The 16476-nt window shown below is 41.9% G+C and carries 12 protein-coding genes; 5 read left to right on the top strand and 7 right to left on the bottom strand.

Annotated elements, in window-relative coordinates:
- The first annotated feature begins 15 nt into the window (after positions 1-15).
- Entirely contained in the window at positions 16-1350 is a 1335-nt protein-coding gene (locus ACXAH9_RS15245; protein WP_474895717.1) for a D-alanyl-D-alanine carboxypeptidase, read from the top strand.
- On the opposite strand, the gene ACXAH9_RS15240 is transcribed toward ACXAH9_RS15245, so the two are convergent.
- The 4 genes from ACXAH9_RS15240 to ACXAH9_RS15225 all read right to left on the bottom strand — a co-directional run bounded on the left by ACXAH9_RS15240 (position 1344) and on the right by ACXAH9_RS15225 (position 7844).
- Complete coding sequence (locus ACXAH9_RS15240; protein WP_474895716.1) at positions 1344-1973, bottom strand: hypothetical protein; 630 nt, start codon at positions 1971-1973, stop codon at positions 1344-1346. The genes ACXAH9_RS15245 and ACXAH9_RS15240 overlap by 7 nt on opposite strands.
- 61 nt (positions 1974-2034) lie before the next feature.
- Positions 2035-3411, bottom strand: coding sequence for a TolC family protein (locus ACXAH9_RS15235; RefSeq protein ID WP_474895715.1), 1377 nt, complete (start codon positions 3409-3411; stop codon positions 2035-2037).
- A 21-nt stretch (positions 3412-3432) separates the two neighbouring features.
- On the bottom strand, positions 3433-6636 hold the full coding sequence (locus tag ACXAH9_RS15230) for an efflux RND transporter permease subunit (RefSeq protein ID WP_474895714.1): 3204 nt from the start codon (positions 6634-6636) through the stop codon (positions 3433-3435).
- A gap of 11 nt (positions 6637-6647) precedes the next feature.
- Positions 6648-7844 (bottom strand): efflux RND transporter periplasmic adaptor subunit, encoded by a 1197-nt coding sequence (locus ACXAH9_RS15225; RefSeq protein WP_474895713.1) that lies wholly within the window; start codon positions 7842-7844, stop codon positions 6648-6650.
- Positions 7845-7977: 133 nt separating this feature from the next.
- On the opposite strand from ACXAH9_RS15225, the gene msrB reads away from it, so the two are divergent.
- On the top strand, positions 7978-8373 hold the full coding sequence (gene msrB, locus ACXAH9_RS15220) for a peptide-methionine (R)-S-oxide reductase MsrB (protein WP_474895712.1): 396 nt from the start codon (positions 7978-7980) through the stop codon (positions 8371-8373).
- On the opposite strand, the gene ACXAH9_RS15215 is transcribed toward msrB, so the two are convergent.
- Positions 8370-9014 (bottom strand): hypothetical protein, encoded by a 645-nt coding sequence (locus ACXAH9_RS15215; protein WP_474895711.1) that lies wholly within the window; start codon positions 9012-9014, stop codon positions 8370-8372. The two genes, msrB and ACXAH9_RS15215, sit on opposite strands and share 4 nt — an antisense overlap.
- Before the next feature lie 130 nt (positions 9015-9144).
- On the opposite strand from ACXAH9_RS15215, the gene ACXAH9_RS15210 reads away from it, so the two are divergent.
- Complete coding sequence (locus tag ACXAH9_RS15210; RefSeq protein ID WP_474895710.1) at positions 9145-12255, top strand: WD40/YVTN/BNR-like repeat-containing protein; 3111 nt, start codon at positions 9145-9147, stop codon at positions 12253-12255.
- Positions 12256-12346: 91 nt separating this feature from the next.
- Here ACXAH9_RS15210 and ACXAH9_RS15205 read toward each other — a convergent pair whose 3' ends face one another.
- The gene (locus ACXAH9_RS15205; RefSeq protein ID WP_474895709.1) at positions 12347-13390 is read right to left on the bottom strand and encodes an SO2930 family diheme c-type cytochrome; all 1044 of its coding nucleotides are present in this window, start codon (positions 13388-13390) and stop codon (positions 12347-12349) included.
- The gene (locus tag ACXAH9_RS15200) at positions 13387-14607 is read right to left on the bottom strand and encodes a parallel beta-helix domain-containing protein (protein WP_474895708.1); all 1221 of its coding nucleotides are present in this window, start codon (positions 14605-14607) and stop codon (positions 13387-13389) included. The genes ACXAH9_RS15205 and ACXAH9_RS15200 overlap by 4 nt, the downstream gene beginning before the upstream one ends.
- A gap of 82 nt (positions 14608-14689) precedes the next feature.
- On the opposite strand from ACXAH9_RS15200, the gene ACXAH9_RS15195 reads away from it, so the two are divergent.
- Both ACXAH9_RS15195 and ACXAH9_RS15190 read left to right on the top strand, forming a co-directional pair.
- A complete protein-coding gene (locus ACXAH9_RS15195) occupies positions 14690-15169 on the top strand; it encodes a hypothetical protein (protein WP_474895707.1) in 480 nt (159 codons plus the stop codon).
- A gap of 103 nt (positions 15170-15272) precedes the next feature.
- Positions 15273-16427 (top strand): LVIVD repeat-containing protein, encoded by a 1155-nt coding sequence (locus tag ACXAH9_RS15190; RefSeq protein ID WP_474895706.1) that lies wholly within the window; start codon positions 15273-15275, stop codon positions 16425-16427.
- Positions 16428-16476: the final 49 nt, after the last annotated feature.

Below are 16476 nucleotides of genomic sequence, written 5' to 3'. Positions count from 1 at the left end.
TCATTCAATAATTATATGATTCAGTATTTTTCCTTACTCCCGATCAAGAGAAATCCGTATCAAAAATTCCTCTTTATATGCCTCAGCCTGTTGGGAGCCAGTTGTGCAAGCGTAAAACAGCTGGCAATAGAAAAAGATGTAACCCGTCTACTTAATCAGTCAGAGGTCTTCTCAAATCAATTTACAGGCTTTAGCATATACGATTTGGAATCTGAAACTTTTATAGCCAGTCATAACTCAACGTTGAAATTTACGCCGGCATCTAACACGAAGCTGCTAACCATGTACGTAACATTGAAAAGCTTCCCGGATTCATTACCATCCTTACTTTATTCGAGAGAAGACTCAATGCTCAGGGTAGCACCGCTTGGTGACCCAACATTTCTTTATGAACCATTTGAAAATCAGAAAGCATACGAACTGCTAAGTCAGGTTAAAGGCATTACCATCCATTGGCCAGACAATGACCCTGAGTTTTTTGGATCTGGATGGGCATGGGATGATTATATCTATAATTTCCAACCTCAGCGTGCATGGTGGCCGATTTATGGTAATACAGTGAGCATTCAAAAAGTAAACGATACCTTGACTATCACCCCACCTTTTTTTGAAGATTATGTAGAGGTGTTAGAGCAAACGCGTCCGGGTGAACTTGTCGATAGGGAATTGAAATTCAATGTGTTTAAGGCGTATCTCGAAAGTGACACCTCCGATTTCGAGCGGATCATTCCTTTTGAATATTCTAAAGACCTGCTACATCAGTTGCTTAAGGATACGATAAATGCTGAAATACAATTTGCAAAAACGTCAACACCACTTACCGACACCCTTTTCGCTCAAAGCATTGACACAGTACTGGCAAAAATGATGAAGCCCAGCGATAACTTTCTTTCTGAGCAACTCCTACTGATGGCCGCACGATGGCATGGATATAATGAAGTAAAGCCGTTTATCAAAGAGGTGAGGACTACCTGGCTACCTGATCTTACGGAGATGGTTTGGGTGGACGGTTCGGGTCTCTCGAGGTATAATTTAATTGCGCCAGTGGATCAGGTGCGGCTTTTAAAAAGGTGCTATGATGAGTTTGGATGGGAGAAAGTCACCGCTATTTTACCAACCGGTGGTGAGGGAACGTTAGAGGAATTATACCTTCCTAACGAAGAAGAACCACCGTTCATCTTTGCAAAAACGGGAACACTCAGCAATAATCACAATTTGAGTGGCTATTTGGTGACACGTTCAGGTAAACGAATGATCTTTTCCTTCATGAGTAATCACTTTACTCAACCAACAGATAATGTGAAGAAAGCCATGGAGCAGTTCCTACTGGATATCAGGAACGCTTACTGACTATAGGCCACATCCAAGTCTTCCAGCTCTTCCAGGATGCTGTCCAATTTACTTATCAACTCGGATTTTTCTGCGTAATAGTTTGAAGTAATGTCATTGATGTCAGAGAATATCTTTACTTCATACTCTTTTTTATTACCCTTCGCAAAATCAAGAGCATTTCGCAGATGCTCAATAGCAAAAGCAAGAGCCTTCATAGCTTGTGGGCGCTTTTCCTCTTCTATAAACTGCTTAGCGCTTGCAATCTCATAATACATCAATGCATTGAGGGCTATCACGCTGTTTTCATTCAACTTATTGGAATAGAAAAAGCCGGCATCCATATCCCTTTCAACACTCCTTAATGCATCGAGACCTGTTGTTAAATGTTTTTTACTGGCATCATCCGCATGATCCCTTAAATATGCGATCGAACGAATGGCTTCTTTCAAATGAAGCAAGCTTCTGGAATGGAGCTTGTCTGTTAAATAAAGCCGGGCATTCTGCAAGGCGTAGTTGGGAATGGAGGCATGCGAACTAATCGCTACCGGAGATCGCTCGGCTTTGATAAACCCGACAATGTGGAACAAGACAATAATCCCAATTAGAACAGATAAATAAAATGGTGCTCTCTTTAATGACATACACTCCTAACATAACAAAAAAGTCAGAAGTTTCTTTATTTCAAGCTCAAAATGCGGGTTTTTACGGATTATACTCTCGTACTAAACCCCAAGTCAAACGCATTAAAGTCACCTTCGAATCAATCAGATTGTAGATAGCCTGCAATTCCAAAATAGCAGCAGAGAGATAGTTATTTTGAACATCCCTGAAATCGAACGAGTTGATCGATCCATTACGGAATTTCTCCTCTGAGTTTTGCAAGTTGATCTCAGCTGCCTCTCTCCTCCTTTGGTTGATTGCCAGCAATTGCTTACGAACCAAATACTGATCATATGCAGTGGCCAGATCTCGTTGGATGGTTTTCTTTAACTGGTCGATCCGAATGTTCCCTATATCCTCCTGAACCATTGCATTTCTAATCGCCCTGTTAATTCTGTTTCCATCAAACAAGGTGAATGATAATGTGAAGTTGGCAAAATAGGTCCCGGTTTTCGAGACCAGAGGTTCTGGTGGTGTTTGAAAGTCAGGGTTTGGACCATCATACCTGGCATTCGTTAGGTCACTCACATTCCTGTTCCAGTTGTATCCACCATTTAACGATAGTGTTGGCAGTCTGGAAGCTTGCTGCAATGAAGTATTGGCTTGCAGGATGGCCTGTGAAATGTAAATGGATTTTAAATCCACATTCTGATTAAATGCTGCATCTGATAGATCCTCATAATCGTATGTGAAATCTTCGATCATTAAGGAATCTGTCAGGACATACTCTTTATTGATATCATCCTGCACCAATAGCAGATTTAGATTTCTGAAAGCATTATTCAGAGCCAGTTGCTGATTGAGTACGGATACTGAATCGGTGAGATAATTATTCTCTTCAAGAAGCATGTCGGATGTCACCGCTCCTCCCAGATCATATTTAGTCTGGATGTAGTCGTATTTGTCCCTGGACAGATTCAATTGTTTCTGAAACTCCTCAAGTCGGCGCTGCTCCAACACAGCGATGTAATAACCCAGAATAATGGACTGAATCGTATTAGAAACAACCACCTCTGCATTTTGCTCCGACTCAGCCTGTAGCTGCTCCAGTCTTCGTTTGCTGATGATTGCACGATTTCCCTGAAATATATTCCAGGTGACCGTCACACCGGGAGTCAAACCAAACGTTTGCTGGTTATTCAACTCAAAGCCAGGGAAAAGAGTACCTCCAAAAAACTGATTGTCTGATTGCTGATTTCGAATGGAATTCTGACTCTGTACATTCAAATTGACTGTTGGCAATCTCCCTGCCTCACCCCAGGAGTTGTTGTTCGTTGCAACTTCAACGTTCCCTTCTTCTATTCGAATGCCATAGTTTCGTTCCAACCCAATCTGGATCGCATCAGAAAGAGAAAGTTGATCCTGTGCGTGCACACTCAATGCACTCAATATGCTTATTGAAAGTATGAAATACTTCATTTATTGATATAAATTTTTAAGTTAAGCTGATTCTTTATACTCCTCCATTCTACGCTCATCTATGAGCACACGCTCCACATCTTCACGTGACGGCTTATCACCTGTCCAGAGCCACTTCGCATACCTTCTAAGGTCATTGGCAATGAGAATGAATACCGGGAAAAATAATAGTATGATGATTGTTCCGAACAGCACGCCATATGCCACCGAAATCGCCATAGGAATCAAGAACTGTGCCTGGAAACTGGTTTCTTTTATTAAAGGATAAAGTCCCAAAACGGTGGTCAATGATGTTAACATGATCGGACGGAACCTTGCAAGTCCGGCATTGTATGCTGCCTGATAGACCGACTGTCCATCATCCTTTACCAGTGAATTAAACTTTGACAAGAACACCACTGCATCATTGATAATAACTCCCATTAAGGCAATCATCCCCCATAAACTGAGCATTGATACTGGCTTTGGAGTAACGCTAATCCATGTTTCAATACCATGACCAAGAATTCCCGAGAACCAACCAAGCGGCACCATTAATAATACAAGTATGGCCTGATACACAGAGCGGAAATTGATCATCAGAATGAATAAGATACAGACAAATGCACCTACAAAGTAGGTAGCCATCTCACCTGCTGATCTAGCTCGCTCCTCCGCCTGTCCGCCATAATCCACTTTAACTCTAGGGAACTTGGCTAACATCTTGGGCACAATATCTTTCTCTACTCTCTCCAGTATCACGTTCGCATCGCCAAATGGATCAACCATGTCTGCTTCTACCGTCACTGATCTTGATGCTTCATAGTGCTTGATTCCAGATACTCCACGGTTGATATCGTACTCTGCCAGCTGGCTTAATGGATATTCCTTATCACCATCCTTAATTTTAACGGTCTCAAGCTGGTCGATACTTTTGCGATCTTCTTTCGGATATCTCACCCACACTTTGATTTCATCGTTTCCTTTCATGAATCGCTGCACCTCTTCACCAAAGAATCCTTGACGTAGCTGTTGAGTAATATCGCTATTCGTTAATCCAAGAAAGTAAGCCTGAGACAATAAGTCTAACTGAACCTCTCGGTTACCTATTGGAATGTCATCGGTCACATCTTTCAATGCCGGCATTTGATCCAGCTCAGAAATCAAGAATTCCTTAGCCTCAGCCAATTCTTCATAGTTCTTACCCAGAATTCGAACGGATACCGGCTTCCCCCACCGGCTTCTTCCACCAATGGCAAACTTCTCAGCTTCAGGTACAGAACCAATTTCATCTCTCAGTTTATTAATAATATCGTACTGATTGAGATCAAATTCATCCAGTTCTTCATGAAATACATTCACAAATCCTGTATGCGAACCTGACTCAAACGAAGAACTGCCAATACTTGTAAAAGTGTTCTTCACAATATCCTTGTCTGTTCCGGCTTGCTCCTTCAACTCTTCATTGACCCGCCATACCGCTTTATCAAATCGCTTCAGATACTCTTCTACCTTATCCTCGCGCTCTCCAGGTTTGAAAGCAATTTCAATGTTTACACTATTGAAAGCGATAGGTGGAAACAAAGTAGATGGAATAATTCCTCCTTTCATCATCCCAACTATGATCATCACGAATGCAATGACAATGGAAACAGAAACTGCTCGGTACTTCATGGTAAATTGAAGGGCCTTGCCGTATACTTTCACTCTTAGGTAATCGATGATTCCATTAAGGAAAGAACGAATTTTATAACTGCGTGTATCTTCTTTCTTTATGGATAGAACATGTTTACTTGAAAGGTGCGCGGGGAGTACAAAAAACGCTTCTATCAAAGAAAAACCCAGACTGAAAATTACCACGATAGCCATGTCTTTCAACATTTCAAAACCACCGGTAAGAAGCAATAATGGTGTGAATGCCACCATGGTAGTAAGAATGGAAGTAAATACCGCTGGCACTACTTCTAGCGTCCCCTGAACGGCAGCCTTGATGGGATTGCCATGCTTCTCAAAATGCGAATAGATATTTTCTGCGATCACGATCCCATCATCAACCAGGATACCGATCACCAGTATCATTCCGAAAAGCGATATCATGTTGATGGTAAGCCCTACGAAGGTTCCTAGGATGAACATTCCCAAAAAGGAAGATGGAATCCCCCATGCTACCCAAAAGGAAAGTCGAAGGCTCAGGAAAAGACCAAGTGAAACAAGCACGAGTGTCAATCCAACCAATCCATTGGAGGTAAGCATATCCAAGCGTTGATTTAACATGGACATAAAGTCCCATGTCATGGTAAGCTTAACAGCATCGTTTTTTTCATTGAAGTCAACTACGTAGTTATTCACCGTTTCTGAAATCTGCTCCAGATCTTCTCGTTCCAGTCGTCTCACTTCAATGAAAACTGCACGTTCTCCGCTGAGATAAGATTTATTTGGCTGATCGGCAAATTTCTCCTCGATAGTGGCAATATCCCTTAGAAGCAGGTTTTTTCCGTCATCACTACTTCGGATCACGATATCACCAATCTTGTCTGCATCTGTATCTTTAGCTCTGGCTCGAATGAGAATTTCCTCTGTAGAGGTTTTTACTGAACCTGCGGAAACGTCGCGGTTATTTACTCTAACCGCATTAGCCACTTCAGTGAATGTCAGGTTGTATCTTCTCAATACATCCTCAGCTACTTCAATGGATATTTCCAAAGGAGGAAACCCTGAAATGCCCACTTGTGAAATAACTCCGGTCGCCAGCAACTCGTCTTCAATGTCTTCAGCAAACTGTTTCAATGTAGCCAAATCGACATCCCCAGTTAGAGCCAACCATTGAGCGGTGGTACGAGACTTTTGTTTGACAATAATAGGCTTCTCAGCTCCTGTGGGAAATGAACTGATCCCATCTACAGAATTTTTTACATCGGTGTAAAGTTCGTCAATATCATACCCATCAATCTTCTGAATATTTATTGTGGCAAAATTTTCAGAAGATGTTGAAGTAACTTGATAAATACCAATAACCCCCTTTAAAGCCTCTTCAATTTTTAAGGTTACACCTTCTTCCATCTCATCCGGAGAAGCGCCAGGATAGGAAACCGATACGGTAATGTTCTTATCCTCCAGTGTTGGAAAAAAAGATTTCTTCGTATTTAACATACTCACCACACCGCCCACCAGGGTTAAAGCAATCAGGATGTTTGCCAGTATGGGGTACTTTACGAAATACTCAATTAAGCCTTTGATTGATGTCATAACTTAAATCTTTAGTTGGTGGAAGCTTGTCTGGCATCTGAGCTGAGTTGCACATCCTTGCTCTCTCCGGTCTCCAGGTTGATGTCCTGCTCTGGTCGCTTGAAAGCCTTCATGTTGTTGTAGGCTCCTAAAAGTGGTTCTACGACCAGTTCCTGACCTTGCTCCAGCCCATTGAAAATAGCATCCTCTTCCGATAAACGCACGACATTGATTTTCTTCTTTTTTAACAATGAATCCTCAAGCACGAATACTTCATTTCCATTGTAAATGGCGTTTCGAGGCATGATCATCCCATCTTTGACTGTGCGGGCAGGAATTGCAGCCTGGAAAAACTGTCCATCATATATTTTTTGTCCGTTAGGATATATGGTAATAAACACATCTACTGATTGTGTGTTTTGATTCACATAGTCGCTGATTCTGGTTACCTCCCCTTTCCAGTATTGCTGAGATTCTTTTGAGTAAATCTCCACCGAAGATCCAACTCGAATCCATGGAATATCTCTCGTTTCTACCGATGCTTTCATTTCGTAGACACCCGATCGTAGAATTTTCCCAATCCTGGTACCTGGATTAACAAACGAACCTGACTGCATGGTAACCTCCATAATAGACCCGGAAAATGGTGCATAATAGCGATACTTGGCAAGCTGTGCCTCCGAACTTTTTATTGAATAATAAGAAGAATAAATCCCTTTAGTCGCCAGGAAGGTCTTTTCTTTGGTTGATTTCACTTTAGGAAGTTCTGGGAAGGACTTATCAATATCCAGTGCTTCAAAGTAAGCCTGCCATTTATCATAGTTATCACCAAAGTCGATCTTCAAATCGGGGAGAATTCCGGCCAAATCACGCAGGAAATTGCTTTTCTGAGATTTGAGATTCAGAGATGCTTCTTCATCGTTTAATTTGTAAATAAGTGCTCCCTTCTTAAAAGACTCCCCTTCTTTTAACCGTACACTTCCCTGAGTCATTCGTCCTGAAACTTCAGAGATAAGATCCAACACCTGTGCGTTTTCCACACGTCCAAAAGTGATCACATCCGTTTTTAAATCCATATACCTAACCGGCGTAGTTGTGACATACTTTTTAGCCTGTGGCGGCTTACGTACCACCGGCTCTTCCTTTAGAGATCCCAGGTATTCGCTTATTCCATAGGATGCTATGATAATACCCGCGGCGATTAGAATGATTGATTGTCGTTTTTTCATTGGTTGATGTGCTCTTCTATGAATTCCTGAACTTTCTAATGCAAAATTGACTTACTTAGTTGCGTTTATTTGAAAAATTTTGATGAATGGGGTTTTACATTCGTAAGCAGTCAAATAACCAACTTTAAAAACCATGGAAAAAATCAACAAATCGGAAGAAGAGTGGAAAAAGGAGTTGAGCGAGGAGCAATATTATATTTTACGGGAAAAAGGAACGGAAAAGCCCTGGTCTGGCGCTCTGCTAGAAAACAAGGATAAGGGTATTTATCAGTGTGCAGCATGTGGTAACGACCTTTACTCCTCTCAAACCAAATACGATTCAGGCTCAGGTTGGCCCAGCTTTTATGATCCGATCTCTCCGGATGCCATTGATTTTGAAAAGGATACCTCTTTCGGAATGGTGCGTACTGAAGTAAAATGCGGGAAATGTGGCAGTCACCTGGGACATATTTTTCCAGATGGTCCTGAACCTAGCGGTCAGCGATACTGTATGAATTCGGGAGCACTCAACTTTAAAAAGGAAGATTAGGCAACCGTATTAAGCTTCGTGATCCGCACGAAATTCTCATCTATCATCCACAAAAAATGCGGCTGAATATTGACAACTGCACCATTTAAGGTAGACTTCAGGTAAAAAGCAGTCTGATTTTGTTCATTTTCATTTTCGAGGTAAGAATTTACCAATTCACCCTTCATATTTCGAACGATTGGAACCTCTCCGGTAACTTCTACTCCTAAAAATTCCGAAAGAGCAGCCATTGACATATTAGCAATCAAATTCTCGATTTCGGCCATGAAATCATTTCGCATCATCTTGTGATGTGAAGATCTGGAATAGGTAATATCATCCGGAAGATTCACCTGATTGATCAGATCCATTTCGTGACTATTGATGACAAAGTAAAAAGCACCGTTGATTTCACCTTTAAAGGCAACCTTCATTAGGTTTACTTTAAATCTTCCTAAATCATCGAACTCATGAAGGGGCTTTAAAACACCCTCTCCAAACTGGATAATCTCTGGATTTACACGAATCCGCAGCATCTGCTCCATGGACTGAGCCGCCTTATCAAGCGACTCTGTGATCATCTCTTCAATTATCTCTAAATGTACGTCAGATAAACTTCCTCTACTCACAACTGAACTACCAATACGGTACAAAATTATCAAAAGATAAAGTTAAAAAATGATGAAAAGTTCCTTCTTTCCATCCAAACGATTAAATGACCTCTAGTGTAGTTAAAATGCCCTGAAGTATCGTTGAAATATTTAACTTGAAATTCTACTAAAAGCTATACATATGAAGAAGATATTACTATTCATTTTGATGTTAAGTTTCTTCTGTTTTGATGGAGAGTCTCAACGAAGGAAAAAGAACTCATCAAGTGCCCCTACTTATGATAAAAGTCTATATGGCGGCATTCAATGGAGAAACATTGGACCATTCAGGGGCGGAAGATCTGCAGCAGTAACCGGTGTACCCAATCAGCCCAATCTGTTCTACATGGGTGCAACCGGCGGTGGTGTTTGGCGGACCAAAGACGGAGGCCAGACATGGGAAAACATTTCAGATGGCAATTTTGGAGGATCCATTGGTGCGGTCGCTGTAAGCGAATGGGACAATAATGTGATCTATGTTGGAGGTGGCGAAGTGACGGTTAGAGGAAACGTTTCTTCTGGCTGGGGCATGTGGAAGTCAGTAGATGCTGGTACCACCTGGCAGGAAATCGGAATGAAAAATGCACGCCATATACCACGAATTCGCATTCATCCTAAGAATCCGGATCTGGTATATGCTGCTGTTTTAGGTGATTTATACAAATCAAGTACTGAACGAGGAGTTTTCAGAAGTAAAGATGGAGGTCAAACCTGGGAACGTATCCTTTTTGCCAATGCAGATGCTGGGGCTGTGGACTTAACTTTTGATCCAAATAACCCCCGCATTCTATACGCCTCCACCTGGAGAATTAGGAGAACACCATACAGTTTAGAGAGTGGTGGCGAAGGCTCTGCCCTTTGGAAAAGTACAGATGGAGGAGACACCTGGACCAATATTTCTAAAAACGAAGGACTTCCCGGTGGGTTATGGGGAATTTCAGGTGTGACTGTATCCCCTGTTAATTCTAATCGAGTTTGGGCGATCATCGAAAATGAAAACGGTGGCGTCTATCGTTCAGATGATGCAGGAAAAACCTGGCTATTAATAAACAAAGAAAGAAAACTGAGACAAAGAGCATGGTACTACACACGTATTTATGCAGATACCCAGGATGAGGATATTGTATACGTGTTGAACGTTCGATATCATAAATCCACAGATGGTGGAAAAACTTATGAGACATACAATGCGCCTCACGGAGATCACCACGATCTATGGATCGCACCTGAAAACAATCAGCGTATGGTGATTGGTGATGATGGGGGCGCCCAGGTATCCTATGATGCGGGGGAAAATTGGTCAACATACCACAACCAGCCTACTGCACAGTTTTATCGGGTAACCACCGACGACTCCTTCCCTTACCGCATTTACGGTGCGCAACAGGACAATTCCACCGTAAGAATCGATCATAGAACAAATGGTTGGTTCATTGGAGAAGATGATTGGGAATCAACAGCGGGCGGTGAGAGTGCCCACATTGCACCTGACCCGGAAAACAATGATATTGTTTATGGAGGAAGTTATGATGGATTCCTAACGCGTGTAGATCACGAAAATGAGCAAATCCGAGCCGTAAATGTTTGGCCAGACAACCCAATGGGCCATGGTGCAGAAGGATTTAAGTATCGATTTCAGTGGAATTTCCCGATCTTCTTTTCACCACACAATCCGGATAAGCTCTACACTGCTTCCAATCAATTACATGTGACTACCAACGAAGGTCAGACCTGGGAGGTAATCAGTCCTGACCTGACTCGCAATGATCCAAGCAAGCTGGGTTCATCAGGAGGCCCCATTACGAAGGACAATACGAGCGTGGAATACTACTGCACCATTTTCGCTGCGGTGGAATCCTATCACGAAGAAGGGGTTATCTGGGCTGGTTCAGATGACGGCTTGGTACATGTAACCAGGGATGGTGGCGAGAACTGGACAAACGTAACGCCAGCAGGAATGCCGGAATGGATGATGATTAATAGCGTTGAGATTGATCCATTTAACAAAGGCGGCCTTTATATAGCCGGAACACGATACAAACTGGGTGATTATGCTCCATTCCTATATAAAACCGAAGATTACGGTCAGACATGGAAAAAAATCACCGGTGGCATTCCAGCGGAACATTTCACTAGAGTTCTAAGAGCAGACCCGAACCAAAAAGGATTGCTATATGCAGGTACTGAGGCAGGTATGTATATATCGTTTAATGATGGAGCAAGCTGGCAGCCGTTCCAGATGAATTTGCCGATCGTACCGATTACGGATCTGGCTGTTAAAGACAATAACCTGATTGCTGCCACACAAGGAAGAAGCTTTTGGTTGATCGATGATTTGACTCCATTGCATCAATTAAATGAGGCGAATGGCAAATCGCATTTCCTTTATAAACCAATGGATACCTGGAGAATGGGTGGAGGAAATGGACGAACCTCAAAAACTGCCGGGACCAATCATCCGGGTGGTGTGATTGTTAATTATTTTGTTAAGGATACTGCCAGTACCGACACTATCGCTATAAGCTTTCATGAAGCTGATGGTGATCTGATTAAAACTTTTAGTACCCATCCTGATAAAGATAAGAATGAAAGCAAACTTGAGGTAAAGCCAGGGTTTAACACTATGAATTGGGACTTGCAATATGAGGGTGCAAAGACCTTTGATGGCATGATCCTTTGGTGGGCCACTACACAAGGTCCGATGGCTGCACCGGGAGACTATAAAGTCAAAATGACAGTGAATGGGAATGAGTCAATTATGGATTTCAAACTAAAAGCCGATCCACGAAGTGAGTCTACTCAAGCAGATTACCGGGCACAGTTTGACTTTCTGATCACGGTTAGAGATAAGCTTACCGAAACTCATGAAGCCATCATTAATATTAGAAAAGCCAAAGCACAGATCAATGATGTGATGAAAAAGGCGGATAATGAGGAAATTTCGGAACTTGGAAAATCCATCATTAAAGACATGTCTGAGATCGAGAAAGCACTCTATCAAACCAAAAATGAAAGTGGACAGGATCCATTGAACTTTCCTATCAGACTGAACAATAAATTAGGACATTTAGGATCGCTGATGGGTATGGGCAACTATCGTCCGACTGACTCAGCACTTGAGTTTTATGATGAGGTAACGGCTCTTATTGATGTTCAGTTGGATATGCTCAATGAAATATTTGATACCCGAATCAATGAATTCAATGAAGCAGTAAAAGCAGCGGAAGTTGATGCTGTGAAGCTGGATGATTAGATTTTTATAAACTCGAATAGCACAGCTCAAAGTGATTACATAAATCCTGACAGGTTTACGAAACCTGTCAGGATTTTTATTAATTAGTTAATTAATCCATCTCAGCAATCCATTCCTTAATTAAGTCCACTCCTTCTTTGTGAGTTAGCTTCCTTCCAAGCTCCGGCATCATTTCTCCGGGCTCCAATGACTCAATACGATGAACGAGGATCGACTGATCCGGATTACCTGGTACAATGCTATACTTCAATCCCCCGGAACCTTTGCCTGCGGCTACCGGCGGTTTATTCACTCCCAATCGATAAGGATCGCTTTGTGAGGCTAATAAATAAAGCCCTGAATTCTTAGCAGGCCCTTCTCTCCTATGACAGTGAGCACAGTTCACCTCCAGCCATGCGCGTGCTCGTAGATCAATGGAAGCCGTTTCATCGGTATAATCTGTCAATTTTGGTAATGATTTTAGTTCGGGCATCTCCAGCCATCCATTTGCTTTCCATGTCATCAGCTGATCATATCGATTAAGCTGTCGTAAGGACGGACCAATAGGTACCATCTTGCCTCCTAAATCATGGCAGCTTTTGCATTGTGGCTGAGAAGGTATGGAATAACTGATCCGCTGCAATTCACCATGTTTATCTGTCCATTCAACAGGGACTTTCTTGCCCAAAATCAAGCGCTTTGCATCTGTTTGCTCCTCATTCCATTCGTAAACAATTCCATGCCATCCTTGCGGTTCATGAATAAGCAATCGGGTTTCTAAAACTCTCCGCTCACTTTCAGGCTTTCGAAAATCAGATGGATAATAGAAGTTTTTGACTAGCATGGTTCCAACGGGGAATTCAAGTACCTCGCTCTCATGATAGCTAACCTTCTCTCCTTCAGGTAACTTCACAAATCGGGCTTTAATAGCGTAATCAGAAAAGAGTGGAGAATTAATTTCGTATGGAAACATCCGATTACCTTTTGGCTTGAGTTCTTTCAGCGGAGACTCAAACAAATCAAGTTCACTCAAATATTTGGGATAATCAACTACTTCCTCCACCCCTAAACTTACCTCCTCTAAAACAATGGGTTTCTTTTTCTCAGGCGTAGCACAAGAGGCAATAACCAATAATATCAAAAAACAGACTCTCATGGAAAGATTGGTGCAATTGATCCGACTCCACATGCATACGTACTCCAATCAGTGGTGCGTCCTTCAAAATCATTGGCCGCATCAATGTTGGCAAAGGTGAACTCTCCATTGTTTTCAAGACACAATACAAACTCATCATACTGCGGTATGATGCCATCCATTACAAAATCCGGGAGGTTGAAGGTGAAGTACCTTAAAAAGAGCAAGCCAAAATCACTTTCAAAGGTTGGAAACCAGTGTTTATTCATAAACTCATTATCGTGGAAGTAAATGTGATTTGGATAAGGATCATACGCCTCATCAACCTGATTATTGGCACTATCCAATTGTGAACCTTCTTCGGCCCCAAGCGCTTCCACAAGCACATAACTTGCCAATGCAGCGCCTACCGTACGATTATGGTGTATTCGATTGTTAAATACCTCAATTTTTCGAGTCGCCATCATCATGATACCTGTTCCCGGTGGCACTACCGCCACTACATTACCTTCAGGGGCAAAATTTTCATGATTATTGCTAATTACATCATTGTCGTACACACGAGTTGTGTGCCCACTTTGAGTAAGTCCAGGCAAGTCGAAAATGAGAATACCTCCGGTATTATCATGTGCATTGTTTCCATAGATCTCTACCCAACGACTGTTCTCACTCTCAATCCCTGCTACATTGTGATAGACCTCATTATTTCTGATAATCACACTATCGGATTGACCTACGTAAATCCCGGCATCTGATGATCCGATCGCCAGGCAATTCTCGACGATCACATTCTTACACAGCACCGGATAAAAAGCATAAGCACCATTTTCCTCACTTGGCTCCCCGGTCCATTGTGATTTCACATTTGTGAACCGAATGCCATTTGTATCGGTGATTTTGATATTGTCCCCGGGTGCATCCTGTACAGTAAAATCCTGAAAGACCAGATTCGTACAATTTGCAGCTCGGATACCCTCTGCTCCACTTTCCTGCAGTTCAAATGAGAAAATAGTCTGATCCATTCCCGCTCCCTGAAAGACTACATTAGAAAGACCATCTAAAATGAGCGGATTCTTAAACATATAGTTGCCTTCCCGGATGTTGATTGTATCACCGTTTTTAGCTTGAATCAACAGGGTTTGTAAGTCCGCTTCTATGGTTTTCCACTGAACAGGTTCTTCTGTCTTTTGGCCACAGGATATCACCAAAATCGATGTGAGTAATGATAAGTATTTCATAGCATAGTTGTATCTAATCAAATTTAAACGGTTTTCGAATGGAATGAAATGAATTCATTTGCAATCCATACTTTTGTTGGAAATGGAAAAGGTACAAGTAGAAATAATACCAGGTATTGGATTAGGCAAGCTTAAGTTTGGAATGAGCCGTGAAGAAGTAAAGTCCATTCTTGGTGAGCCTGATCACCAGGAAATTACCAGTTACAGTGAGGATGAGGATGATAAAAGTGATTCCTGGGAGTACCACCCGCTTCGCCTTGACCTTAGCTTCGAAGAAGCGGAAGACTGGCGACTTACAATTATCTCTGTTTCTTCAGAGGATTACTTATTTAAAGGAAGTTCGTTGATCGGCCTTGATCAGGATGAGCTAATGGAAGAACTGGAGGTGCTTGGGGTAAAAGATCTTGAGATCGAAGATTTGTCTTCTAAGGATCACCCGGAGCAGTTGCTTATATCGTCAGAAGCTTTAGGCATTAACTTTTGGCTGCATAAAGGAATACTTGAAGAGATACAGTGGGGTCCGCTTTTTGAGGATGAAAACACCATCCGCTGGCCTGAATGATATCCACTACGTAAAAAACGTATTCTGTTAATTACGAATTATGCGCTAACCAGACGTTTGTGGTTAACCTAGTTTTGGATATCTAAAACTTTAAACCATTATAATGAAAACGTCTAGAATGAAATCCTTCTTAAAGGGAGGTATCGCAACGGCTGCTTTAGCATCAATGATATTCTCCTGCTCTCAGGAGGATGAAGAAATTTCTCAAAGAAATTTTTCCATCAATAATGATAAAGCTGAGCTAAATGCACGAATGACTACCATGAATCAAACGGTTAATGTAAACGCAACAGCTGGTGGTCGAAAAAATCAAGATTTTGAACTAGTGCTTAGAGGCGAGTTAGAGCCACCAACAGTAGATGAAAACAAACTTCAGGCCACCTCAATCATACGAAAAGGTAAGTTACTCGCCGTAAGCTACAACTTCAAAGGAGAAACATATGCCGGAGGTATTGATTTGCTAACCGATGAACTGGAAGTAACGTCTCAGGTATTGTATAATGACTCAGATATCAATGATTTAACCTTTTTTGGAAGCAGCTTGTTTTTTGTAGGTTCAACCTCATCAAGTGCTATTCCTGCATTTGTGGGTAAAATCGGTTTCAATCAAGGTAAAGGAACCTTCAAGTCAGATGAAAGCATTCGTGAGTCATTAGGAAGCTATGCAGCAAATAGTATTTTGGAAATCGATGGTGATATTTATGCAACCTCTGGCAACCTTGCATCCCAAGGTGGTGGCTTATACCAGCTAAGCTCTGCTCTTGATATTAAAGGTTTCCAACCTATTGAAGATGCTAAATGGGTTACTTCTGATGGTGGATCGATGGTTTGTGTAGCAGGTGCTCCCAACAAGCTGTACACATTTGATACCGATGGTCTTCAAGCAGAGGGTGACTTCAGCCATGATGGCCAGCCACTACCTGAAGCAAAAATGACGGTCGATGTTGATAATGATCTAGTGTTTATTGCGGGAGGTGAAAATGGAGTGCTGGTTTATGACCTGAATGGAAACCTGGAAGGGCATATCACCTTTTCAGACAACTCCATCACCAATGCTGTATCCGCCGAAAAGAACCGTTTGTTCATCAGTAATGGTGAAGGCGGTGTATATGTTGCATCCTACAAAAAGGATATCGAGATCATAGGAAAGCTGGATCTGGACACAAAAGAGTCTGTCAACCATATCCTGGTTCATGACGACTATTTGTATGTCGCATCAGGACTAGGCGGAGTGAAAATGATTGAGATCAAAGACTAATTCATTTAGAAATACACATTAATAATCAGAAAAATCAACATTCAGTTAT

The sequence above is a fragment of the Ekhidna sp. ABH4_415 genome (assembly GCF_056161305.1).
The sequence above is the reverse complement of the archived record's forward strand: the minus strand, read 5'-3'. Positions and strand labels throughout refer to the sequence as shown.